The following is a 21724-nucleotide window of genomic DNA, read 5'->3' on the forward strand; positions in this document are numbered from 1 at the left end:
CTGATGGCTTACTCATACACTGAGAAAAAACGTATCCGCAAGGACTTTAGCAAGTTGCCGGACGTCATGGATGTGCCGTATTTGCTGGCCATCCAGCTGGATTCCTATCGCGAATTCCTGCAGGCCGGCGCGAGCAAGGACCAGGTTCGAGACATCGGCCTGCATGCGGCCTTCAAGTCCGTTTTCCCGATTATCAGCTATTCCGGCAATGCTGCCCTGGAATACGTTGGCTACCGTCTGGGTGAGCCGGCATTCGACGTCAAGGAATGCGTGCTGCGCGGTGTGACCTTTGCCGTCCCGCTGCGTGTGAAAGTGCGCCTGATCATTTTCGACAAAGAATCGTCGAACAAAGCGATCAAGGACATCAAGGAACAGGAAGTCTACATGGGGGAAATCCCCCTGATGACCGAGAACGGCACCTTCATCATCAACGGTACCGAGCGTGTCATCGTTTCCCAGCTGCACCGCTCCCCGGGTGTGTTCTTCGACCACGACCGTGGCAAGACCCACAGCTCCGGCAAGCTGCTGTACTCCGCTCGCATCATTCCTTACCGCGGTTCCTGGCTGGACTTCGAGTTCGATCCGAAGGATTGCGTGTTCGTCCGTATCGACCGTCGCCGCAAACTGCCGGCGTCTGTCCTGCTGCGTGCGCTGAACTACAGCACAGAGGAAATCCTCAACGCGTTCTATGACACCAACGTCTTCCAGATCAAGGGCGAGACCCTGAACCTGGAGTTGGTGCCGTCGCGTCTGCGCGGCGAGATCGCCAGCTTCGACATCAAGGATGCCAGCGGCAAGGTCATCGTCGAAGCGGGTCGCCGTATCACCGCGCGTCACATCAACCAGCTCGAGAAGGCCGGCATCACCCAGTTGGAAGTGCCGTTCGACTATCTGATTGGCCGTACCGTGGCCAAGGCAGTCGTGCACCCGGCCACCGGCGAGATCATCGCCGAGTGCAACACCGAGCTGACCGTCGATGCCCTGGCCAAGATCGCCAAGGCCCAGGTTGCCCGCCTGGAAACCCTGTACACCAACGACATCGACTGCGGTCCGTTCATTTCCGACACGCTGAAGATCGATTCCACCAGCAACCAACTGGAAGCGCTGGTCGAGATCTATCGCATGATGCGTCCTGGCGAGCCGCCGACCAAGGAAGCCGCCGAGACCCTCTTCGGCAACCTGTTCTTCAGCGCCGAGCGTTACGACCTGTCCGCCGTTGGCCGCATGAAGTTCAACCGCCGCATCGGTCGCACCGAGATCGAAGGCCCGGGCGTCCTGAGCAAGGAAGACATCGTCGAGGTCCTCAAGACCCTGGTTGCCATCCGTAACGGTAAAGGCATCGTCGACGACATCGACCACCTGGGTAACCGTCGCGTCCGCTGCGTCGGCGAGATGGCCGAGAACCAGTTCCGCGTTGGCCTGGTGCGTGTAGAGCGCGCGGTCAAGGAACGTCTGTCGATGGCCGAAAGCGAAGGCCTTATGCCGCAGGACCTGATCAACGCCAAGCCGGTGGCCGCCGCGATCAAGGAGTTCTTCGGCTCCAGCCAGCTGTCGCAGTTCATGGACCAGAACAACCCGCTCTCCGAGATCACCCACAAGCGCCGCGTCTCCGCACTCGGCCCAGGTGGTCTGACCCGTGAGCGCGCGGGCTTCGAGGTTCGTGACGTACACCCGACCCACTACGGCCGCGTGTGCCCGATCGAAACCCCTGAAGGTCCGAACATCGGTCTGATCAACTCCCTGGCCACCTATGCCCGCACCAACAAGTACGGCTTCCTGGAAAGCCCGTATCGCGTGGTGAAGGACGGTCTGGTCAGCGACGAGATCGTCTTCCTGTCCGCCATCGAAGAGGCCGATCACGTGATCGCCCAGGCCTCTGCGACCCTGAACGAAAAGGGTCAGCTGATCGACGAACTGGTTGCCGTGCGTCACCTGAACGAATTCACCGTGAAGGCGCCGGAAGACGTCACCCTCATGGACGTTTCGCCGAAGCAGGTCGTTTCCGTCGCTGCCTCGCTGATTCCGTTCCTCGAGCACGACGACGCCAACCGTGCACTCATGGGTTCGAACATGCAGCGCCAGGCTGTACCGACCCTGCGCGCCGACAAGCCGCTGGTAGGTACCGGCATGGAGCGCAACGTCGCCCGTGACTCCGGTGTCTGCGTGGTGGCCCGTCGTGGCGGCGTGATCGACTCGGTCGACGCCAGCCGTATCGTGGTCCGCGTGAACGATGACGAAGTCGAGACTGGCGAAGCCGGCGTCGACATCTACAACCTGACCAAGTACACCCGTTCCAACCAGAACACCTGCATCAACCAGCGTCCGCTGGTGCAGAAGGGTGACAAGGTTTCGCGCAGCGACATCCTGGCCGACGGTCCGTCCACCGACATGGGTGAACTGGCTCTGGGTCAGAACATGCGTGTCGCGTTCATGCCCTGGAACGGCTTCAACTTCGAAGACTCCATCTGTCTGTCCGAGCGCGTGGTCCAGGAAGATCGTTTCACCACGATCCATATCCAGGAACTGACCTGCGTTGCCCGTGACACTAAGCTCGGCCCAGAAGAAATCACCGCGGACATCCCGAACGTGGGTGAGGCTGCGCTGAACAAGCTGGACGAAGCCGGTATCGTCTACGTCGGCGCCGAAGTACAGGCCGGCGACATCCTGGTCGGCAAGGTCACCCCGAAAGGCGAGACCCAGCTGACTCCGGAAGAGAAGCTGCTGCGTGCGATCTTTGGTGAGAAGGCGTCCGATGTGAAGGACACCTCCCTGCGCGTGCCGACCGGCACCAAGGGCACCGTCATCGACGTACAGGTCTTCACTCGCGATGGCGTCGAGCGCGACAGCCGCGCCCTGTCCATCGAGAAGATGCAGCTGGACGAGATCCGCAAGGACCTGAACGAAGAGTTCCGCATCGTCGAAGGCGCAACCTTCGAGCGTCTGCGTTCCGCTCTGGTCGGTGCCAAGGCTGACGGCGGTCCTGCCCTGAAGAAAGGCGCAGAGATCACCGATGAGTACCTGGACGGCCTCGAGCGCGGCCAGTGGTTCAAACTGCGCATGGCGGAAGATGCTCTGAACGAGCAGCTGGAGAAGGCCCAGGCCTACATCAGCGATCGCCGTCAGTTGCTGGACGACAAGTTCGAAGACAAGAAGCGCAAGCTGCAGCAGGGCGACGACCTGGCTCCGGGCGTACTGAAGATCGTCAAGGTCTACCTCGCCATCAAGCGCCGCATCCAGCCGGGCGACAAGATGGCGGGCCGCCACGGTAACAAGGGTGTGGTCTCGGTGATCATGCCGGTCGAGGACATGCCGCACGATGCCAACGGTACTCCGGTCGACATCGTTTTGAACCCGCTGGGCGTACCCTCGCGTATGAACGTCGGTCAGATCCTCGAAACCCACCTGGGCCTCGCGGCGAAGGGCCTGGGCGAGAAGATCAACCGCATGCTCGAAGAGCAGCGCAAGATCGCTGAGCTGCGTGTGTTCCTGAACGAGATCTACAACGAGATCGGTGGCCGCCAGGAAAACCTGGATGAGCTGAACGATAACGAGATCCTCGCTCTGGCCAACAACCTCAAGGGCGGCGTGCCCATGGCTACTCCGGTGTTCGACGGTGCCAAGGAGCGCGAGATCAAGGCCATGCTGAAGCTGGCCGATCTGCCGGAGAGCGGTCAGATGCGTCTGTATGACGGCCGCACCGGCAACCAGTTCGAGCGTACGACCACCGTTGGTTACATGTACATGCTCAAGCTGAACCACCTGGTCGATGACAAGATGCACGCACGTTCCACCGGCTCCTACAGCCTGGTTACCCAGCAGCCGCTGGGTGGTAAGGCGCAGTTCGGTGGCCAGCGTTTCGGGGAGATGGAGGTCTGGGCTCTGGAAGCCTACGGCGCCGCCTACACCCTGCAGGAAATGCTGACCGTGAAGTCGGACGACGTGAACGGCCGTACCAAGATGTACAAGAACATCGTGGACGGCGATCACCGCATGGAGGCCGGCATGCCCGAGTCCTTCAACGTGCTGATCAAAGAGATCCGCTCGCTCGGCATCGATATCGAACTGGAAACCGAATAACACGTGACGTCAGAACGGTGCGGCTGGTCAAGGCCGGTCGCACCGGGTCCGTGAGGAGGAAAGGCCTTGAAAGACTTGCTTAATCTGTTGAAAAACCAGGGTCAGATCGAAGAGTTCGATGCCATCCGTATTGGCCTGGCCTCGCCCGAGATGATCCGTTCCTGGTCCTTCGGCGAAGTCAAGAAGCCGGAGACCATCAACTACCGCACCTTCAAGCCGGAGCGCGATGGCCTGTTCTGCGCCAAGATCTTTGGCCCGGTGAAGGACTATGAGTGCCTGTGCGGTAAGTACAAGCGCCTCAAGCACCGCGGTGTGATCTGCGAGAAGTGCGGCGTGGAAGTCGCGCTGGCCAAGGTGCGCCGCGAGCGCATGGGCCACATCGAGCTGGCCTCGCCGGTCGCCCATATCTGGTTCCTGAAGTCCCTGCCGTCCCGTATCGGCCTGCTGCTGGACATGACCCTGCGTGACATCGAGCGTGTGCTCTATTTCGAGAGCTACGTGGTGATCGATCCGGGCATGACCACCCTGGAAAAGGGCCAACTGCTGAACGACGAGCAGTACTTCGAAGCCCTCGAAGAGTTCGGTGACGACTTTGACGCCCGCATGGGTGCGGAGGCCGTTCGCGAGCTGCTCAACGCTATCGATCTGGAGCACGAGATCGGCCGCCTGCGCGAAGAGATTCCGCAGACCAACTCGGAAACCAAGATCAAGAAGCTGTCCAAGCGCCTGAAGCTGATGGAAGCCTTCCAGGGCTCCGGCAACCATCCCGAGTGGATGGTGCTGACCGTCCTGCCGGTGCTGCCGCCGGACCTGCGTCCGCTGGTTCCGCTGGATGGCGGCCGCTTCGCGACCTCGGATCTGAACGATCTGTATCGCCGCGTGATCAACCGTAACAACCGTCTGAAGCGCCTGCTCGACCTGGCCGCTCCGGACATCATCGTGCGCAACGAAAAGCGCATGCTGCAGGAAGCCGTCGACGCCCTGCTGGATAACGGCCGTCGCGGCCGTGCCATCACCGGTTCGAACAAGCGCCCGCTGAAGTCCCTGGCCGATATGATCAAGGGCAAGCAGGGTCGCTTCCGTCAGAACCTGCTCGGCAAGCGCGTGGACTACTCCGGCCGTTCGGTAATTACCGTAGGTCCGACCCTGCGTCTGCACCAGTGCGGCCTGCCGAAGAAAATGGCCCTGGAGCTGTTCAAGCCGTTCATCTTCGGCAAGCTGGAAGGTCGTGGCATGGCCACCACCATCAAGGCTGCCAAGAAGATGGTCGAGCGCGAGCTGCCGGAGGTGTGGGACGTTCTCGCCGAAGTCATCCGCGAGCACCCCGTACTGCTGAACCGTGCACCGACCCTGCACCGTCTGGGCATCCAGGCGTTCGAGCCGGTACTGATCGAAGGTAAAGCCATCCAGCTGCACCCGCTGGTCTGCGCCGCGTACAACGCCGACTTCGACGGTGACCAGATGGCCGTGCACGTTCCGCTGACCCTCGAGGCTCAGCTGGAAGCGCGCGCGCTGATGATGTCCACCAACAACATCCTCTCGCCCGCCAACGGCGAGCCGATCATCGTTCCTTCGCAGGACGTGGTAATGGGTCTGTACTACATGACCCGTGAAGCGATCAACGCGAAGGGCGAGGGCATGGCATTCGCCGACCTGCAGGAAGTTGACCGCGCCTACCGCAGCGGCCAGGTGTCCCTGCACGCCCGTGTGAAAGTGCGCATCAACGAGAAGGTCAAGGGCGAAGACGGTCAGCTGACCGCCAATACCCGTATCGTCGACACCACCGTTGGCCGTGCGCTGCTGTTCCAGGTTGTTCCGGCCGGCCTGCCCTTCGACGTGGTCAACCAGTCGATGAAGAAGAAGGCGATCTCCAAGCTGATCAACCATTGCTACCGCGTGGTGGGTCTGAAGGACACCGTCATCTTCGCTGACCAGCTGATGTACACCGGCTTCGCCTACTCGACCATCTCCGGTGTGTCGATCGGCGTGAACGACTTCGTCATCCCGGACGAAAAGGCCCGCATCATCGATGCTGCCACCGAGGAAGTGAAAGAGATCGAGAGCCAGTACGCCTCCGGCCTGGTAACCCAGGGCGAGAAGTACAACAAGGTGATCGACCTCTGGTCCAAGGCCAACGACGAAGTGTCCAAGGCGATGATGGCCAACCTCTCGAAAGAGAAGGTGACCGATCGCGAGGGCAAGCAGGTCGACCAGGAGTCCTTCAACTCCATGTACATGATGGCGGACTCCGGTGCGCGGGGTTCCGCGGCCCAGATCCGTCAGCTGGCCGGCATGCGTGGCCTGATGGCCAAGCCGGACGGCTCCATCATCGAGACCCCGATCACCGCGAACTTCCGTGAAGGCCTGAACGTACTCCAGTACTTCATCTCCACTCACGGTGCTCGTAAAGGTCTGGCGGATACCGCACTGAAGACCGCGAACTCCGGTTACCTGACCCGTCGTCTCGTCGACGTGGCCCAGGACCTGGTGGTAACCGAGATTGACTGCGGCACCGAACATGGCCTGGTCATGTCCCCGCACATCGAAGGCGGCGACGTGGTGGAGCCGCTGGGTGAGCGTGTGCTTGGCCGTGTGATTGCTCGCGACGTATTCAAGCCGGGCAGCGACGACGTCATCGTCGAGGCTGGCACCCTGATCGACGAGAAGTGGGTGGACTTCCTCGAGCAGATGAGCGTCGATGAAGTTGTGGTTCGTTCGCCGATCACCTGTGAAACCCGCCATGGCATCTGTGCCATGTGCTATGGCCGTGATCTGGCCCGTGGTCATCGCGTGAATATCGGTGAGGCTGTCGGCGTTATCGCTGCCCAGTCGATCGGCGAGCCGGGTACCCAGTTGACCATGCGTACCTTCCACATTGGTGGTGCGGCCAGCCGTACCTCTGCTGCGGATAACGTGCAGGTCAAGAACGGCGGTACCATCCGCCTGCACAACCTGAAGTACGTAGAGCGTGCCGACGGTGCCCTGGTAGCGGTTTCCCGTTCCGGTGAGCTGGCGGTAGCCGATGACTTCGGTCGTGAGCGCGAGCGCTACAAGCTGCCGTACGGTGCGGTCATTTCCGTGAAGGAAGGTGACAAGGTCGATCCGGGTGCCATCGTCGCCAAGTGGGACCCGCACACCCACCCGATCGTTACCGAGATGGACGGTACCGTGGCCTTCGTGGGCATGGAAGAGGGCATCACCATCAAGCGCCAGACCGACGAACTGACCGGTCTGACCAACATCGAGGTGATGGATCCGAAGGATCGTCCGGCTGCCGGCAAGGACATCCGTCCGGCCGTGAAGCTGATCGACGCCGCAGGCAAGGATCTGCTGCTGCCGGGTACAGACGTGCCGGCCCAGTACTTCCTGCCGGCGAATGCACTGGTCAACCTCAACGATGGCGCGAAAGTGCGCATCGGTGACGTTATCGCGCGTATCCCGCAGGAAACCTCGAAGACCCGCGACATCACCGGTGGTCTGCCGCGCGTTGCCGACCTGTTCGAAGCTCGTCGTCCGAAAGAGCCTTCGATCCTGGCGGAAATCAGCGGCACCATCTCCTTCGGTAAGGAAACCAAGGGCAAGCGCCGTCTGGTCATCACTCCTACCGACGGTAGCGAGCCGTACGAGGAGCTGATTCCGAAGTGGCGTCACCTGAACGTGTTCGAAGGTGAGCAGGTAAGTCGTGGTGAAGTGATCTCCGACGGTCCGAGCAACCCGCACGACATCCTTCGTCTGTTGGGCGTCAGCTCGCTGGCCAAGTACATCGTCAACGAGATCCAGGACGTTTACCGTCTGCAGGGCGTGAAGATCAACGACAAGCACATCGAGACCATCCTGCGTCAGATGTTGCGCAAGGTCGAAGTCGCCGAGTCGGGTGATTCCTCCTTCATCAAGGGCGATCAGGTCGAGCTGGTGCAGGTGCTGGAAGAGAACGAAGTGCTGGCTACCCAGGACAAATTCCCTGCCAAGTATGAGCGCGTTCTGCTTGGTATCACCAAGGCCTCGCTGTCCACCGAGTCGTTTATTTCGGCGGCATCCTTCCAGGAAACCACCCGCGTCCTCACCGAGGCGGCGGTTACCGGCAAGCGCGACTTCCTGCGCGGCCTGAAGGAAAACGTCGTCGTAGGTCGCTTGATCCCGGCAGGTACCGGCTTGGCCTACCACAGCGAGCGCAAGCGTCAGCGCGATCTCGGCAAGCCGCAGCGCGTCAGCGCGAGCGAAGCCGAAGCTGCATTGGCTGAAGCGCTCAACCTGAGCGGTAACTAAGCTTCAAGCAAAGCCCCGGTTGTCTTGACAACCGGGGCTTTGTCTTGACTGCGTACAGGAAGCTCTTTAGTATTTTGTACCCCGAAAATTGGCAGGGCGCTTGCTCTGCCCATTTTCGTTTTTAAGTGTCGTAAGACAATCAGTGGAGCTATAGATGGCAACTATCAACCAGCTGGTGCGCAAACCGCGCAAGCGCCTGGTAGACAAGAGCGGCGTTCCTGCCCTGCAGAACTGCCCTCAGCGTCGCGGCGTATGCACCCGCGTATACACCACCACTCCGAAGAAGCCGAACTCCGCACTGCGTAAGGTGTGCCGTGTTCGTCTGACCAACGGTTTCGAGGTTTCCTCGTACATCGGTGGTGAAGGTCACAACCTGCAAGAGCACAGCGTAGTGCTGATCCGCGGTGGTCGTGTTAAGGACCTCCCGGGTGTGCGTTACCACACCGTGCGCGGTTCGCTGGATACCTCTGGCGTCAAGGACCGTAAGCAGGGTCGTTCGAAGTACGGCGCCAAGCGTCCGAAATAATTTTGTTTTCCTATTTTCTGAGTCGATAAGAGTAAGGTCGGGCATCGTCCCGGGCTAACCTGAAGACCGTTTGAGGGCTTATCAATGCCAAGACGTCGTGTAGCGGCCAAACGTGAGATCCTGGCCGATCCGAAATACGGAAGCCAGATTCTGGCGAAGTTCATGAACCACGTGATGGAAAGCGGCAAGAAAGCCGTTGCCGAGCGTATCGTTTACGGTGCTCTGGACAAGGTCAAAGAGCGCGGTAAAGGCGACCCCCTGGAACTCTTCGAAAAAGCACTCGACGCCATCGCTCCGCTGGTCGAAGTGAAGTCCCGCCGTGTCGGCGGTGCTACCTACCAGGTTCCGGTCGAAGTACGTCCGTCCCGTCGTAACGCACTGGCCATGCGCTGGCTGGTGGACTTCGCCCGCAAGCGTGGCGAGAAGTCCATGGCTCTGCGCCTGGCTGGCGAGCTGCTGGATGCCGCTGAAGGCAAAGGCGCTGCCGTCAAGAAGCGTGAAGACGTGCACCGTATGGCTGAGGCCAACAAAGCGTTCTCGCACTACCGCTTCTAATTACGGCAACAACACTTCTGCGAGGGCTTTATGGCTCGTAACACAGCAATCAACCGCTACCGGAACATTGGTATCTGCGCCCACGTTGACGCGGGCAAGACCACCACTACCGAGCGGATCCTGTTCTACACCGGTCTCAGTCACAAGATGGGTGAAGTACACGACGGCGCTGCTACCACCGACTGGATGGTGCAGGAGCAAGAGCGTGGTATCACCATCACTTCCGCTGCGATCACGACCTTCTGGGAAGGTTCGCGCGGACAGTACGACAAGTACCGCGTAAACGTCATCGATACCCCCGGCCACGTAGACTTCACCATTGAAGTTGAGCGCTCGCTGCGCGTGCTGGACGGTGCTGTCGTTGTGTTCTGTGGCACTTCCGGCGTTGAGCCGCAGTCTGAGACCGTATGGCGTCAGGCCAACAAGTACGGTGTTCCGCGTATCGTCTACGTGAACAAGATGGACCGCGCCGGTGCCAACTTCCTGCGCGTCGTCGGCCAGATCAAGAACCGCCTGGGTCATACCCCGGTTCCGGTCCAGCTGGCCATCGGTGCAGAAGATGACTTTGAAGGTCAGATCGACCTGATGAAGATGAAGGCCATCTACTGGAACGAAGACGACAAGGGCACCTCCTACCGCGAGGAAGAGATTCCCGCTGAGCTGGTTGACCTGGCCAACGAGTGGCGCAACAACATGGTCGAGGCTGCTGCCGAGGCCAACGAAGAGCTGATGAACAAGTACCTGGAAGAAGGTGAGCTGTCGATCGAAGAGATCAAGGCCGGCCTGCGTCAGCGTACTATCGCCTGCGAAATCGTACCGGCTGTTTGCGGCTCTTCGTTCAAGAACAAGGGCGTGCCCCTGGTTCTCGACGCCGTTATCGACTTCCTGCCTGCTCCGACCGAGATTCCGGCGATTCAGGGCGTCCACCCGGATAGTACTGATGACAACGAAATCCATGACGAGCGTCCGGCTGATGACAATGCTCCGTTCTCCGCTCTGGCGTTCAAGATCGCTACCGACCCGTTCGTTGGCACCTTGACCTTCGTTCGTGTCTACTCCGGTGTTCTGGAGTCTGGGCAGTCGGTCATCAACTCCGTGAAGGGCAAGAAAGAGCGCGTTGGTCGTATGGTGCAGATGCACGCCAACCAGCGTGACGAGATCAAGGAAGTGCGCGCTGGCGACATCGCTGCTCTGATTGGCATGAAGGACGTCACCACGGGTGACACCCTGTGCGACATCGAGAAGCCGATCATCCTTGAGCGCATGGACTTCCCGGAGCCGGTAATTTCGGTGGCTGTCGAGCCGAAGACCAAGGCTGACCAGGAGAAGATGGGTATTGCCCTCGGCAAGCTGGCCCAGGAAGACCCGTCCTTCCGCGTCAAGACCGACGAGGAAACCGGCCAGACCATCATCTCCGGTATGGGTGAGCTGCACCTGGATATTCTCGTCGACCGCATGAAGCGTGAGTTCGGCGTTGAGGCGAACATCGGCAAGCCGCAGGTTTCCTATCGCGAAACCATCTCGAAGGATAATGTCGAGATCGAAGGCAAGTTCGTGCGTCAGTCCGGTGGTCGTGGTCAGTTCGGTCACTGCTGGATTCGCTTCTCGACTCCGGATGTGGACGAGAAGGGCAATATCACCGAAGGTCTGGTATTCACCAACGAAGTCGTTGGTGGTGTGGTTCCGAAGGAATACATCCCGGCGATCCAGAAGGGCATTGAGGAGCAGATGAAGAACGGCGTCGTAGCCGGCTATCCGCTGATCGGCCTGAAGGCTACCGTCTTCGATGGTTCCTACCACGACGTCGACTCCAACGAGATGGCGTTCAAGATCGCTGCTTCCATGGCGACCAAGCAGCTGGCCCAGAAGGGCGGCGGTAAGGTGCTTGAGCCGATCATGAAGGTAGAGGTGGTGACTCCTGAGGACTACATGGGTGACGTGATGGGTGACCTGAACCGTCGTCGTGGTCTGATTCAGGGGATGGAGGACTCGGTTTCCGGTAAGGTGATTCGTGCCGAGGTTCCGCTGGGCGAAATGTTCGGTTACGCAACCGACGTGCGTTCCATGTCCCAGGGTCGCGCAAGCTACTCCATGGAATTCTCCAAGTACGCCGAGGCTCCGTCGAACATCGTCGAAGCTCTCGTTAAAAAACAAGCTTGATTCAGCCCTTTAAGTAAGAGGTTTACTGTCGTGGCTAAGGAAAAATTCGAACGTAACAAACCGCACGTCAACGTAGGCACCATCGGTCACGTTGACCACGGTAAAACCACTCTGACCGCTGCTCTGACCAAGGTTTGCTCCGAAACTTGGGGTGGCTCCGCTCGCGCTTTCGATCAGATCGACAACGCGCCGGAAGAGAAGGCTCGTGGTATCACCATCAACACCTCTCACGTTGAATACGACTCGCCCGTTCGCCACTACGCGCACGTAGACTGCCCGGGCCACGCCGACTACGTGAAGAACATGATCACCGGTGCTGCCCAGATGGACGGCGCGATCCTGGTTTGCTCCGCTGCTGACGGCCCCATGCCGCAGACTCGCGAACACATCCTGCTGTCCCGTCAGGTAGGCGTTCCTTACATTGTCGTGTTCCTGAACAAGGCCGACATGGTTGATGACGCCGAACTGCTGGAGCTGGTCGAAATGGAAGTTCGCGATCTGCTGAACACCTACGACTTCCCGGGCGACGACACTCCGATCGTGATCGGTTCCGCTCTGATGGCTCTGAATGGTCAGGATGACAACGAGATGGGCGTTTCCGCCGTGCGCAAGCTGGTAGAGACCCTGGACTCCTACATCCCTGAGCCGGTTCGTGCAATCGACCAGCCGTTCCTGATGCCGATCGAAGACGTATTCTCGATCTCCGGTCGCGGCACCGTGGTGACTGGCCGTGTTGAGCGCGGCATCGTCAAGGTTCAGGAAGAAGTGGAAATCGTCGGCATCAAGGCGACCACCAAGACCACTTGCACCGGCGTTGAAATGTTCCGCAAGCTGCTCGACGAAGGTCGTGCTGGTGAGAACGTTGGCGTCCTGCTGCGTGGCACCAAGCGTGAAGACGTAGAGCGTGGCCAGGTTCTGGCCAAGCCGGGCACCATCAAGCCGCACACCAAGTTCGAGTGCGAAGTGTATGTGCTGTCCAAGGAAGAAGGTGGTCGTCACACCCCGTTCTTCAAGGGCTACCGTCCGCAGTTCTACTTCCGTACCACCGACGTAACCGGTAACTGCGAACTGCCGGAAGGCGTTGAGATGGTAATGCCGGGCGACAACGTGAAGATGGTTGTTACCCTGATCGCTCCGATCGCAATGGAAGACGGTCTGCGCTTCGCTATCCGCGAAGGCGGTCGTACCGTTGGCGCCGGCGTGGTTGCCAAGATCATCGAGTAATCGCTGATCCGCTCCAGAAAAAGGGACCCTTCGGGGTCCCTTTTTCGTTGAGTTGGTTAAATATTGACACCCTCCAGGCGCATCCGTACAATTGCGCCTCCTTTTAACGGGCGGAGTCCGTCCGTTGGGAATGGCAACTTGGAGTCTGAGGTCAAATGCAAAATCAACAAATCCGTATTCGGTTGAAGGCTTTTGACCATCGCCTGATCGACCAATCTACCCAGGAAATCGTGGAAACCGCGAAACGTACTGGCGCTCAGGTGCGTGGTCCGATTCCTCTGCCGACCCGCAAGGAACGTTACACCGTGCTGATTTCCCCGCACGTCAACAAGGATGCTCGTGACCAGTACGAAATTCGTACCCACAAGCGTGTTCTCGACATCGTTCAGCCGACCGACAAAACCGTCGACGCGCTGATGAAGCTCGACCTTGCTGCTGGCGTCGAAGTACAGATCAGCCTCGGCTAATGCCCTCGGCATTGGTCGTGTAACGCTCTGAAATGGGCGGCCATAGCGGGTGAAAGCCCCGTACACTAAAGAGGTTCTAAAGATGACAATTGGTGTTGTCGGTCGTAAGTGCGGCATGACCCGCATTTTCACCGAAGATGGTGTCTCTATTCCGGTTACGGTCATTGAAGTCGAGCCGAATCGCGTCACCCAATTCAAAAACGAAGAGACTGATGGCTATCGCGCTGTGCAGGTAACTGCTGGCGAGCGTCGTGCTTCTCGCGTGACCAAGGCTCAGGCCGGTCACTTTGCCAAGGCGAATGTCGCCGCCGGTCGCGGCGTGTGGGAATTCCGTCTGGGTGAAGAGGAGTTCAAGGCAGGCGATTCCATCTCTGTCGATCTGTTCCAGGCAGGCCAGCTGGTAGACGTTACCGGCGAGTCCAAGGGTAAAGGCTTCGCCGGTACCATCAAGCGCTGGAACTTCCGTGGTCAAGATAACACCCACGGTAACTCCGTTTCCCACCGCGTCCCGGGTTCTATCGGCCAGTGCCAGACTCCTGGTCGAGTGTTCAAGGGCAAGAAAATGTCCGGCCACCTGGGTGCTGAGCGTGTAACCGTTCAATCCCTGGAAGTCGTACGTGTCGATGCAGAGCGCAATCTGCTGCTGGTCAAAGGTGCCGTTCCCGGCGCTACCGGTGGTGATGTGCTGGTGCGTCCGGCAGCCAAGGCTCGCGGTTAAGAGAGGAAGCTGAGATGCAACTGAATGTAAATGGCGCTCAGGCGATCGAAGTTTCCGAGCGTACCTTTGGTAGCGAATTCAACGAGACCCTGGTTCACCAGGCAGTCGTCGCCTACATGGCTGGCGGCCGTCAGGGCACCAAGGCTCAGAAGACTCGTTCCGAAGTCTCCGGTGGCGGCAAGAAGCCGTGGCGTCAGAAGGGCACCGGTCGTGCTCGTGCTGGCACCATCCGTAGCCCCATCTGGCGTGGCGGCGGCGCGACCTTCGCAGCAAAGCCCCAGGATCACTCCCAGAAGCTCAACAAGAAGATGTACCGCGCTGCTCTGCGCTCCATCCTCTCTGAGCTGGTTCGTCTGGATCGTCTGGTTGTCGTTGCCGACTTCGCTGTCGACGCACCGAAGACCAAGGGTCTGGTCAGCAAGCTGGAAGGCCTGGGCCTGAAAGATGTACTGATCGTCACCGAAGGCGTCGATGAGAACCTGTACCTGGCAGCTCGCAACCTGGCCCACGTCGATGTACGTGACGTCCAGGCTTCCGATCCGGTCAGCCTCATCGCCTACGACAAGGTGCTGGTCACCGTGTCTGCCGTGAAGAAGTTCGAGGAGCTGCTGGCATGAACCAGGAACGCGTATTCAAAGTGCTGCTGGGCCCGCATATCTCCGAGAAGGCCACTGGCCTGGCGGACGGCAACAGCCAATTCGTTTTCAAGGTTGCCACTGATGCAACCAAGCTGGAAATCAAGAAGGCCGTAGAAAGCCTGTTCGGCGTGAAAGTACGTCGCGTCACCACCCTGAACGTTCAGGGCAAGACCAAGCGTACCGTTCGCGGCCTGGGCAAGCGTAACGACTGGAAAAAAGCGTACATCGCTCTCCAGCCGGGCCAGGATCTCGATTTCGCAGCTGGCGCTGAGTAAAGGGGTGCATCATGGCAATCGTTAAATGCAAACCGACTTCCGCTGGTCGTCGTTTCGTCGTCAAGGTAGTGAACCAGGACCTGCACAAAGGTGCTCCGTTCGCTCCCCTGCTCGAGAAGAAGTCCAAGTCGGGCGGCCGTAACAACAACGGTCGTATCACCACCCGTCATATCGGTGGTGGCCACAAGCAGCACTATCGTCTGGTCGACTTCCGTCGCAACAAGGATGGTATCCCTGCCATCGTTGAGCGCGTCGAATACGATCCGAACCGTACTGCTCACATCGCTCTGCTGAAATACGCGGACGGCGAGCGTCGTTACATCATCGCCCCCAAAGGCGTGGTGGCTGGTGATCAGCTGATCTCCGGTATCGGCGCTCCGATCAAGGCCGGCAACAACATGCCGCTGCGCAACATTCCGGTTGGTAGCACCATCCACGGTATCGAACTGAAGCCTGGCAAAGGCGCTCAGATCGCTCGCTCCGCTGGCGCTTCGGCTCAGCTGGTTGCCCGTGAAGGTGCCTACGTCACCGTACGTCTGCGTTCCGGCGAAATGCGCAAAGTCCTGGCTGACTGCCGTGCGACCCTGGGCGAAGTCTCGAACTCCGAGCACAGCCTGCGTTCGCTGGGTAAAGCCGGTGCCAAGCGCTGGCGTGGCGTTCGCCCGACCGTTCGTGGTGTTGCCATGAACCCGGTCGACCACCCGCATGGTGGTGGTGAAGGTCGTACCTCTGCTGGTCGTCATCCGGTATCGCCGTGGGGTCTTCAGACCAAGGGTAAGAAGACTCGCGCGAACAAGCGTACCGACAACATGATCGTCCGTCGCCGCAAGTAAATAGAGGGATACGACAGTGCCACGTTCTCTGAAAAAAGGTCCTTTTATCGATCTTCACCTGCTGAAGAAGATCGAAGTGGCGGTGGAAAAGAACGACCGCAAGCCGATCAAGACCTGGTCGCGCCGTTCGATGATCCTGCCGCACATGGTTGGTCTGACCATCGCTGTCCACAACGGCCGTCAACACGTGCCCGTTCTGGTCAACGAAGACATGGTCGGTCACAAACTCGGCGAGTTCGCTGCTACCCGCACTTATCGTGGGCACGCTGCGGACAAGAAAGCCAAGCGTTAAGGGGTAAGGAAGATGGAAGTAGCCGCTAAGCTCTCGGGCGCTCGTATCTCCGCCCAGAAAGCCCGCTTGGTCGCCGACCAGATCCGCGGGAAGAAGGTGGGCGATGCGCTCAACCTCCTGGCTTTCAGCAACAAGAAAGCCGCCGAGATCATGAAGAAAGTGCTGGAGTCGGCCGTTGCCAACGCCGAGCACAACGAAGGCGCCGATGTGGATGACCTCAAAGTCTCCACCGTCTTCGTCAACGAAGGTCGTTCGCTCAAGCGCATCATGCCGCGTGCCAAAGGCCGTGCTGATCGCATCGTCAAGCGGTCTTGCCATATCACTGTCAAGGTTGCGGACAAGTAACGGAGTCGATCAGATGGGTCAGAAAGTACATCCCAATGGCATCCGCCTGGGTATCGTCAAGGAGCACACCTCCGTTTGGTACGCAGATAAGCGCACTTACGCCGATTATCTGTTTGCCGACCTGAAGGTACGTGAGTATCTCCAAGACAAACTAAAAAGCGCGTCCGTAAGCCGTATCGATATCCATCGTCCGGCTCAAACTGCACGCATCACCATCCACACCGCTCGTCCCGGCATCGTGATCGGCAAGAAGGGTGAGGATGTTGAAAAGCTGCGTCAGGACCTGACCAAGCAAATGGGTGTGCCGGTGCACATCAACATCGAAGAGATCCGCAAGCCGGAGCTCGACGGTATGCTGGTTGCGCAAAGCGTAGCTCAGCAGCTGGAGCGTCGCGTTATGTTCCGTCGTGCTATGAAGCGCGCTGTACAGAACGCCATGCGCATTGGTGCCAAAGGCATCAAGATCCAGGTGAGTGGTCGTCTGGGCGGCGCTGAAATCGCTCGTACCGAGTGGTATCGCGAAGGTCGTGTGCCTCTGCACACCCTGCGTGCCGACATCGACTACGCAACCTACGAAGCGCACACCACCTACGGTGTGATCGGTGTGAAGGTTTGGATCTTCAAAGGCGAGGTCATCGGTGGCCGCCAGGAAGAGCTGAAGCCTGTAGCGCCCGCTCCTCGTAAAAAAGCTGCTAAGTAAGGAGTACGCAAATGCTGCAACCTAAGCGTACGAAGTTCCGCAAGCAAATGACCGGTCACAACCGTGGCCTGGCTCATCGCGGTTCCAAAGTCAGCTTCGGCGAGTTCGCCCTCAAGGCAACCAGCCGTGGCCGTCTCACTGCGCGTCAGATCGAGTCCGCACGTCGTGCGCTGACCCGTCACGTTAAACGTGGCGGCAAGATCTGGATCCGCGTATTCCCTGACAAGCCTGTTACCAAAAAGCCCCTGGAAGTACGTATGGGTAAAGGTAAGGGTGGCGTCGAGTACTGGGTGGCCCAGATTCAACCGGGCAAGGTCCTGTACGAGATCGAGGGTGTATCCGAAGAGCTGGCGCGTGAGGCATTCGCCCTGGCTGCTGCAAAGCTGCCGCTCGCCACCTCCTTTGTTAAGCGGACGGTGATGTGATGAAAGCGAATGAACTTCGTGAAAAATCCGTTGAGCAGCTGAACGAGCAACTGCTCGGCCTGCTGCGCGACCAGTTCAATCTGCGCATGCAGAAAGCAACTGGCCAGTTGGGGCAGTCTCACCTGCTCTCGCAAGTGAAGCGCGACATCGCTCGCGTTAAAACTGTGCTCAACCAGCAAGCAGGTAAGTAATCATGGCTGAAGCTCAGAACACCGTCCGTACGCTGACCGGCCGCGTCGTCAGCGACAAAATGGACAAGACCGTCACCGTACTGATCGAGCGCCGTGTTAAGCACCCGATCTACGGCAAATACGTGAAGCGTTCGACCAAACTGCACGCACACGACGAAACCAATCAGTGCCGCATCGGTGACTTGGTCACCATTCGCGAGACTCGTCCGCTGGCCAAGACCAAGGCCTGGACCCTGGTTGATATCGTTGAGCGCGCGGTTGAAGTCTAAGGGTCGGAGATAGAAGATGATTCAGACTCAATCCATGCTCGATGTCGCTGATAACAGCGGCGCGCGTCGCGTAATGTGCATCAAGGTACTCGGCGGTTCCCACCGTCGTTACGCCGGCATTGGCGACATCATCAAGGTCACCGTCAAGGAAGCGATTCCGCGTGGCAAGGTGAAGAAGGGCCAGGTGATGACTGCCGTGGTCGTTCGCACCAAGCACGGCGTACGTCGTACCGACGGTTCCATCATTCGCTTCGACGGCAACGCCGCCGTCCTGCTGAACAACAAGCAGGAGCCGATCGGCACCCGTATCTTCGGGCCGGTGACTCGTGAACTTCGTACCGAGAAGTTCATGAAGATCGTCTCCCTTGCCCCTGAAGTGTTGTAAGGAGTAGCCGTCATGCAAAAAATTCGTCGTGACGACGAAGTCATCGTCATTGCCGGCAAGGACAAGGGCAAGCGTGGCAAGGTGCTGAAAGTTCTCGCTGACGACCGTCTGGTCGTCGGCGGGGTGAATCTTATCAAGCGCCACACCAAGCCCAACCCCATGCTCAACCAGCAAGGCGGGATCGTCGAGAAGGAGGCGCCTCTGCACGTCTCCAACGTCGCCATCTTTAACGCTGAAACCAACAAGGCTGACCGCGTTGGCTTCAAGGTCGAAGACGGTAAGAAGATTCGTGTCTTCAAGTCGACCCAGAAACCGGTTCAGGCTTGAGGGAGCTAGGTAGATCACCATGGCACGATTGAAAGAAATTTATCGGAAGGAAATCGCTCCCAAGCTGAAGCAAGAGCTTCAACTGGCGAACGTGATGGAAGTTCCGCGCGTTACCAAAATCACCCTGAACATGGGTCTTGGCGAGGCTGTCGGCGACAAGAAGGTCATTGAGAGCGCGGTTGCCGATCTGGAGAAGATCGCGGGCCAGAAGCCGATCGTGACTTACGCTCGTAAGTCCATCGCCGGTTTCAAAATCCGTGAAGGCTGGCCGATTGGCGTGAAAGTCACCCTGCGTGGCGATCGCATGTACGAGTTCCTGGACCGTCTGCTGTCGATCTCCCTGCCGCGCGTTCGTGACTTCCGCGGTCTGAATGCCAAGTCCTTCGATGGTCGTGGCAACTACAGCATGGGCGTCAAGGAGCAGATCATCTTCCCGGAAATCGATTACGACAAGATCGACGCCCTCCGCGGTATGGATATCACTCTGACCACCACCGCTCGTTCGGATGATGAAGGTCGTGCATTGCTGCGCGCCTTCAACTTCCCGTTCCGCAACTGATTGGAGTAGGAACATGGCTAAAGAGAGCATGAAGAACCGTGAGCTGAAGCGTCAGCGCACGGTAGCCAAGTACGCTCAGAAGCGTGCCGAGCTGAAAGCGATCATCGCTAATCCGAACTCCTCTGCGGAAGAGCGTTGGAACGCCCAGGTCGCCCTGCAGAAGCAGCCGCGTGACGCGAGCGCCAGCCGCCTGCGTAACCGTTGCCGTCTGACCGGTCGTCCGCATGGCTTCTACCGCAAGTTCGGTCTGAGCCGTAACAAGCTGCGCGAGGCTGCAATGCGCGGTGACGTGCCGGGTCTGGTGAAAGCCAGCTGGTAAGTGTTAGGCGGGGCTGTTGACGGCTCCGTTCATCGCTTAACGAATCAAGCCCCCTTGTGGGGCTTGATTCGTTTTTGAGCGATCTCTAGAATACCCGGCTCCCCTGAGCCTGGGTTTTGATCGCCTGGTGTTTTGAGGGCGAGTAAAGAAGTTGAAGGCTTATCTTTTGTATCAGGAGCATTAAGCCCATGAGTATGCAGGACCCGTTAGCAGATATGCTAACTCGCATCCGTAATGCCCAGATGGCTGAGAAGACCGTCGTGAGCATGCCGTCTTCCAAGCTGAAAGCGGCAGTCGCCAAAGTCCTCAAGGACGAAGGTTACATTGCGGATTTCCAAGTCAGCACCGAGGCAAAGCCTCTGCTGTCGATTGAGCTGAAGTACTTCGAAGGCAAGCCTGTCATCGAAGAAGTGAAGCGAATCAGCCGTCCTGGCCTGCGCCAGTACAAATCCGTAGACCAGCTGCCGAAAGTTCGCGGTGGCCTGGGCGTTTCGATCGTCTCCACCAACAAGGGTGTGATGACTGACCGTGCCGCTCGTGCCGCTGGCGTCGGTGGCGAAGTGCTCTGCACTGTGTTCTAAGGGGAATCAGCATGTCTCGCGTTGCTAAGAACCCCGTCAAGCTGCCCGCCGGTGTTGAAATCAAGCTGGCTGGCCAGGAACTTTCGATCAAGGGTGCCAAGGGCTCCCTCGAGCTGAAAGTTCATCCGTCCGTCGAAGTCATTCAGGACAACGGTGAGCTGCGTTTCGCTGCGCGTAACGGCGATCAGCAGACCCGTGCCATGGCCGGTACAACCCGCGCTCTGGTCAACAACATGGTAATCGGCGTTAGCCAGGGCTTCGAGCGCAAGCTCCAGCTGGTCGGCGTTGGTTACAAAGCGCAGGCCAAAGGCCAAGTGCTGTCCCTGGCTCTCGGCTTCTCCCACCCGGTTGATTACGAACTGCCTGCCGGCATCGTTGCGGAAACTCCCAGCCAGACCGATATCCTGATCAAGGGTATCGACAAGCAGCTGGTAGGTCAGGTTGCCGCGGAAATCCGCGACTTCCGTCCGCCGGAGCCGTACAAAGGCAAGGGCGTGCGTTACGCCGACGAAGTCGTCCTTCGTAAAGAAGCCAAGAAGAAGTAGGGCATAGCAAATGAGCGTCAAGAAAGAAACCCGTCTGCGCCGCGCTCGCAAGGCACGCCTCAAGATGCGCGAACTGGAAGCCGTACGCCTCTGTGTGTACCGCTCCTCCCAGCACATCTACGCCCAGGTCATTGCGGCCGATGGCGGCAAGGTCCTGGCCAGCGCCTCGACCCTGGACAAAGAACTGCGCGAAGGTGCCACTGGCAACGTCGACGCAGCCAAGAAAGTTGGTCAACTGGTCGCGGAGCGCGCCAAGGCTGCCGGCGTCACTCAGGTGGCGTTCGACCGTTCTGGCTTCAAGTACCACGGTCGTATCAAGGCCCTGGCTGATGCCGCTCGTGAAGGCGGTCTGGAGTTCTAAGTTATGGCAAACAACGATCAAAAGCGCGACGAAGGCTACATCGAGAAGCTGGTTCAAGTTAACCGCGTCGCCAAAACCGTAAAGGGTGGTCGCATCTTCGCCTTCACCGCGCTGACCGTGGTTGGCGATGGCAAGGGCCGTGTTGGCTTCGGTCGTGGCAAAGCGCGCGAAGTGCCGGCCGCTATCCAGAAGGCAATGGAAGCTGCTCGCCGTAACATGATCCAGGTTGATCTGAACGGTACCACCCTGCAGTACCCGACCAAGTCCGCTCACGGTGCTTCCAAGGTGTACATGCAGCCGGCTTCCGAAGGTACCGGCATTATCGCCGGCGGTGCCATGCGTGCAGTTCTGGAAGTGGCCGGTGTGCAGAACGTTCTGGCCAAGTGCTACGGCTCCACCAATCCGGTGAACGTGGTCTACGCAACCTTCAAGGGTCTGAAGAACATGCAGTCCCCTGAGTCGGTAGCGGCCAAGCGTGGCAAGAGCGTCGAGGAGATTCTCTAACCATGGCAACTGTCAAAGTTACCCTGATCAAGAGCCTGAACGGCCGTCTGGCCAACCATAAGGCTTGCGTCAAAGGCCTGGGCCTGCGTCGCATCAATCATACCGTCGAGGTTCAGGATACTCCTGAAAACCGCGGAATGATCAATAAGGCCTACTACCTGCTGCGTGTGGAGGGTTAATCC

26 protein-coding genes are annotated in these 21724 nt (G+C 58.9%); all 26 read left to right on the forward strand.

The window, feature by feature from the left end; all coding sequences use genetic code 11:
* The first annotated feature begins 3 nt into the window (after positions 1-3).
* The 26 genes from rpoB (at position 4) to rpmD (ending at position 21721) form a co-directional block, all read left to right on the forward strand.
* On the forward strand, positions 4-4077 hold the full coding sequence (rpoB, locus tag OU419_RS03295; protein WP_254471386.1) for a DNA-directed RNA polymerase subunit beta: 4074 nt from the start codon (positions 4-6) through the stop codon (positions 4075-4077).
* A 66-nt stretch (positions 4078-4143) separates the two neighbouring features.
* On the forward strand, positions 4144-8343 hold the full coding sequence (gene rpoC, locus OU419_RS03300; RefSeq protein WP_254471385.1) for a DNA-directed RNA polymerase subunit beta': 4200 nt from the start codon (positions 4144-4146) through the stop codon (positions 8341-8343).
* A 154-nt stretch (positions 8344-8497) separates the two neighbouring features.
* Positions 8498-8869: a 30S ribosomal protein S12 gene (gene rpsL / locus OU419_RS03305; protein ID WP_015475317.1), complete on the forward strand. Its 372-nt coding sequence runs from the start codon at positions 8498-8500 to the stop codon at positions 8867-8869.
* 84 nt (positions 8870-8953) lie between these two features.
* Positions 8954-9424 carry a 30S ribosomal protein S7 gene (gene rpsG / locus OU419_RS03310; RefSeq protein WP_138526794.1) on the forward strand — a complete coding sequence of 157 codons (471 nt, stop codon included), beginning with the start codon at positions 8954-8956 and terminating at the stop codon, positions 9422-9424.
* A gap of 30 nt (positions 9425-9454) precedes the next feature.
* Complete coding sequence (gene fusA, locus OU419_RS03315) at positions 9455-11584, forward strand: elongation factor G (protein WP_254471384.1); 2130 nt, start codon at positions 9455-9457, stop codon at positions 11582-11584.
* Positions 11585-11614: 30 nt separating this feature from the next.
* Positions 11615-12808, forward strand: a complete 1194-nt coding sequence (tuf, locus tag OU419_RS03320; protein WP_065327628.1) for an elongation factor Tu — start codon at positions 11615-11617, stop codon at positions 12806-12808.
* A gap of 155 nt (positions 12809-12963) precedes the next feature.
* Entirely contained in the window at positions 12964-13275 is a 312-nt protein-coding gene (gene rpsJ, locus OU419_RS03325) for a 30S ribosomal protein S10 (RefSeq protein WP_003243886.1), read from the forward strand.
* Between the two features lie 82 nt (positions 13276-13357).
* The gene (rplC, locus tag OU419_RS03330) at positions 13358-13993 is read left to right on the forward strand and encodes a 50S ribosomal protein L3 (RefSeq protein ID WP_254471383.1); all 636 of its coding nucleotides are present in this window, start codon (positions 13358-13360) and stop codon (positions 13991-13993) included.
* A 14-nt stretch (positions 13994-14007) separates the two neighbouring features.
* Positions 14008-14610: a 50S ribosomal protein L4 gene (gene rplD / locus OU419_RS03335; protein WP_017521904.1), complete on the forward strand. Its 603-nt coding sequence runs from the start codon at positions 14008-14010 to the stop codon at positions 14608-14610.
* Positions 14607-14906, forward strand: a complete 300-nt coding sequence (rplW, locus tag OU419_RS03340; protein ID WP_015475322.1) for a 50S ribosomal protein L23 — start codon at positions 14607-14609, stop codon at positions 14904-14906. Before rplD ends, rplW begins: the two co-directional genes overlap by 4 nt.
* Before the next feature lie 11 nt (positions 14907-14917).
* The gene (gene rplB, locus OU419_RS03345) at positions 14918-15739 is read left to right on the forward strand and encodes a 50S ribosomal protein L2 (RefSeq protein WP_024767388.1); all 822 of its coding nucleotides are present in this window, start codon (positions 14918-14920) and stop codon (positions 15737-15739) included.
* 16 nt (positions 15740-15755) lie between these two features.
* Positions 15756-16031 carry a 30S ribosomal protein S19 gene (gene rpsS / locus OU419_RS03350; protein WP_015475324.1) on the forward strand — a complete coding sequence of 92 codons (276 nt, stop codon included), beginning with the start codon at positions 15756-15758 and terminating at the stop codon, positions 16029-16031.
* Positions 16032-16043: 12 nt separating this feature from the next.
* Positions 16044-16376, forward strand: coding sequence for a 50S ribosomal protein L22 (rplV, locus tag OU419_RS03355; RefSeq protein WP_015475325.1), 333 nt, complete (start codon positions 16044-16046; stop codon positions 16374-16376).
* Between the two features lie 13 nt (positions 16377-16389).
* Positions 16390-17076: a 30S ribosomal protein S3 gene (gene rpsC, locus OU419_RS03360; RefSeq protein WP_015475326.1), complete on the forward strand. Its 687-nt coding sequence runs from the start codon at positions 16390-16392 to the stop codon at positions 17074-17076.
* An 11-nt stretch (positions 17077-17087) separates the two neighbouring features.
* Positions 17088-17501, forward strand: a complete 414-nt coding sequence (rplP, locus tag OU419_RS03365) for a 50S ribosomal protein L16 (protein WP_009617163.1) — start codon at positions 17088-17090, stop codon at positions 17499-17501.
* Positions 17501-17692 (forward strand): 50S ribosomal protein L29, encoded by a 192-nt coding sequence (gene rpmC / locus OU419_RS03370; protein WP_003093720.1) that lies wholly within the window; start codon positions 17501-17503, stop codon positions 17690-17692. The genes rplP and rpmC overlap by 1 nt, the downstream gene beginning before the upstream one ends.
* 2 nt (positions 17693-17694) lie before the next feature.
* A complete protein-coding gene (gene rpsQ, locus OU419_RS03375) occupies positions 17695-17961 on the forward strand; it encodes a 30S ribosomal protein S17 (protein WP_254471382.1) in 267 nt (88 codons plus the stop codon).
* 16 nt (positions 17962-17977) lie between these two features.
* On the forward strand, positions 17978-18346 hold the full coding sequence (gene rplN, locus OU419_RS03380; protein ID WP_003093714.1) for a 50S ribosomal protein L14: 369 nt from the start codon (positions 17978-17980) through the stop codon (positions 18344-18346).
* 12 nt (positions 18347-18358) lie between these two features.
* A complete protein-coding gene (gene rplX, locus OU419_RS03385; RefSeq protein WP_015475328.1) occupies positions 18359-18673 on the forward strand; it encodes a 50S ribosomal protein L24 in 315 nt (104 codons plus the stop codon).
* A 19-nt stretch (positions 18674-18692) separates the two neighbouring features.
* A complete protein-coding gene (rplE, locus tag OU419_RS03390) occupies positions 18693-19232 on the forward strand; it encodes a 50S ribosomal protein L5 (RefSeq protein WP_015475329.1) in 540 nt (179 codons plus the stop codon).
* Between the two features lie 13 nt (positions 19233-19245).
* The gene (gene rpsN, locus OU419_RS03395; RefSeq protein WP_015475330.1) at positions 19246-19551 is read left to right on the forward strand and encodes a 30S ribosomal protein S14; all 306 of its coding nucleotides are present in this window, start codon (positions 19246-19248) and stop codon (positions 19549-19551) included.
* Between the two features lie 188 nt (positions 19552-19739).
* Positions 19740-20132 (forward strand): 30S ribosomal protein S8, encoded by a 393-nt coding sequence (gene rpsH / locus OU419_RS03400; protein WP_043248944.1) that lies wholly within the window; start codon positions 19740-19742, stop codon positions 20130-20132.
* 11 nt (positions 20133-20143) lie between these two features.
* Positions 20144-20677, forward strand: coding sequence for a 50S ribosomal protein L6 (rplF, locus tag OU419_RS03405; protein WP_254471381.1), 534 nt, complete (start codon positions 20144-20146; stop codon positions 20675-20677).
* 10 nt (positions 20678-20687) lie between these two features.
* Entirely contained in the window at positions 20688-21038 is a 351-nt protein-coding gene (gene rplR, locus OU419_RS03410; protein ID WP_009617172.1) for a 50S ribosomal protein L18, read from the forward strand.
* Positions 21039-21041: 3 nt separating this feature from the next.
* Entirely contained in the window at positions 21042-21542 is a 501-nt protein-coding gene (gene rpsE / locus OU419_RS03415; protein WP_009617173.1) for a 30S ribosomal protein S5, read from the forward strand.
* Between the two features lie 2 nt (positions 21543-21544).
* Positions 21545-21721, forward strand: coding sequence for a 50S ribosomal protein L30 (gene rpmD, locus OU419_RS03420; protein WP_009617174.1), 177 nt, complete (start codon positions 21545-21547; stop codon positions 21719-21721).
* Positions 21722-21724 lie beyond the last annotated feature (3 nt).

Origin of the sequence: Pseudomonas triclosanedens (genome assembly GCF_026686735.1) — a bacterium.
Lineage (GTDB): Bacteria > Pseudomonadota > Gammaproteobacteria > Pseudomonadales > Pseudomonadaceae > Pseudomonas > Pseudomonas triclosanedens.

Excerpts from the sequence above, each read along its gene's own strand:
- rpsJ (WP_003243886.1), top strand. The coding sequence starts at position 12,964 with ATGCAAAATCAACAAATCCGTATTCGGTTGAAGGCTTTTGACCATCGC.
- rplP (WP_009617163.1), top strand. The coding sequence starts at position 17,088 with ATGCTGCAACCTAAGCGTACGAAGTTCCGCAAGCAAATGACCGGTCAC.
- rpsH (WP_043248944.1), top strand. The coding sequence starts at position 19,740 with ATGAGTATGCAGGACCCGTTAGCAGATATGCTAACTCGCATCCGTAAT.
- rplV (WP_015475325.1), top strand. The coding sequence starts at position 16,044 with ATGGAAGTAGCCGCTAAGCTCTCGGGCGCTCGTATCTCCGCCCAGAAA.
- rplB (WP_024767388.1), top strand. The coding sequence starts at position 14,918 with ATGGCAATCGTTAAATGCAAACCGACTTCCGCTGGTCGTCGTTTCGTC.
- rpsC (WP_015475326.1), top strand. The coding sequence starts at position 16,390 with ATGGGTCAGAAAGTACATCCCAATGGCATCCGCCTGGGTATCGTCAAG.
- rpsQ (WP_254471382.1), top strand. The coding sequence starts at position 17,695 with ATGGCTGAAGCTCAGAACACCGTCCGTACGCTGACCGGCCGCGTCGTC.
- rplW (WP_015475322.1), top strand. The coding sequence starts at position 14,607 with ATGAACCAGGAACGCGTATTCAAAGTGCTGCTGGGCCCGCATATCTCC.
- rpmC (WP_003093720.1), top strand. The coding sequence starts at position 17,501 with ATGAAAGCGAATGAACTTCGTGAAAAATCCGTTGAGCAGCTGAACGAG.
- rplF (WP_254471381.1), top strand. The coding sequence starts at position 20,144 with ATGTCTCGCGTTGCTAAGAACCCCGTCAAGCTGCCCGCCGGTGTTGAA.
- rplC (WP_254471383.1), top strand. The coding sequence starts at position 13,358 with ATGACAATTGGTGTTGTCGGTCGTAAGTGCGGCATGACCCGCATTTTC.
- rpsN (WP_015475330.1), top strand. The coding sequence starts at position 19,246 with ATGGCTAAAGAGAGCATGAAGAACCGTGAGCTGAAGCGTCAGCGCACG.
- fusA (WP_254471384.1), top strand. The coding sequence starts at position 9,455 with ATGGCTCGTAACACAGCAATCAACCGCTACCGGAACATTGGTATCTGC.
- rpsL (WP_015475317.1), top strand. The coding sequence starts at position 8,498 with ATGGCAACTATCAACCAGCTGGTGCGCAAACCGCGCAAGCGCCTGGTA.
- rplN (WP_003093714.1), top strand. The coding sequence starts at position 17,978 with ATGATTCAGACTCAATCCATGCTCGATGTCGCTGATAACAGCGGCGCG.
- rpoB (WP_254471386.1), top strand. The coding sequence starts at position 4 with ATGGCTTACTCATACACTGAGAAAAAACGTATCCGCAAGGACTTTAGC.
- rplX (WP_015475328.1), top strand. The coding sequence starts at position 18,359 with ATGCAAAAAATTCGTCGTGACGACGAAGTCATCGTCATTGCCGGCAAG.
- rplD (WP_017521904.1), top strand. The coding sequence starts at position 14,008 with ATGCAACTGAATGTAAATGGCGCTCAGGCGATCGAAGTTTCCGAGCGT.
- rplE (WP_015475329.1), top strand. The coding sequence starts at position 18,693 with ATGGCACGATTGAAAGAAATTTATCGGAAGGAAATCGCTCCCAAGCTG.
- rplR (WP_009617172.1), top strand. The coding sequence starts at position 20,688 with ATGAGCGTCAAGAAAGAAACCCGTCTGCGCCGCGCTCGCAAGGCACGC.
- rpsG (WP_138526794.1), top strand. The coding sequence starts at position 8,954 with ATGCCAAGACGTCGTGTAGCGGCCAAACGTGAGATCCTGGCCGATCCG.
- rpsE (WP_009617173.1), top strand. The coding sequence starts at position 21,042 with ATGGCAAACAACGATCAAAAGCGCGACGAAGGCTACATCGAGAAGCTG.
- rpmD (WP_009617174.1), top strand. The coding sequence starts at position 21,545 with ATGGCAACTGTCAAAGTTACCCTGATCAAGAGCCTGAACGGCCGTCTG.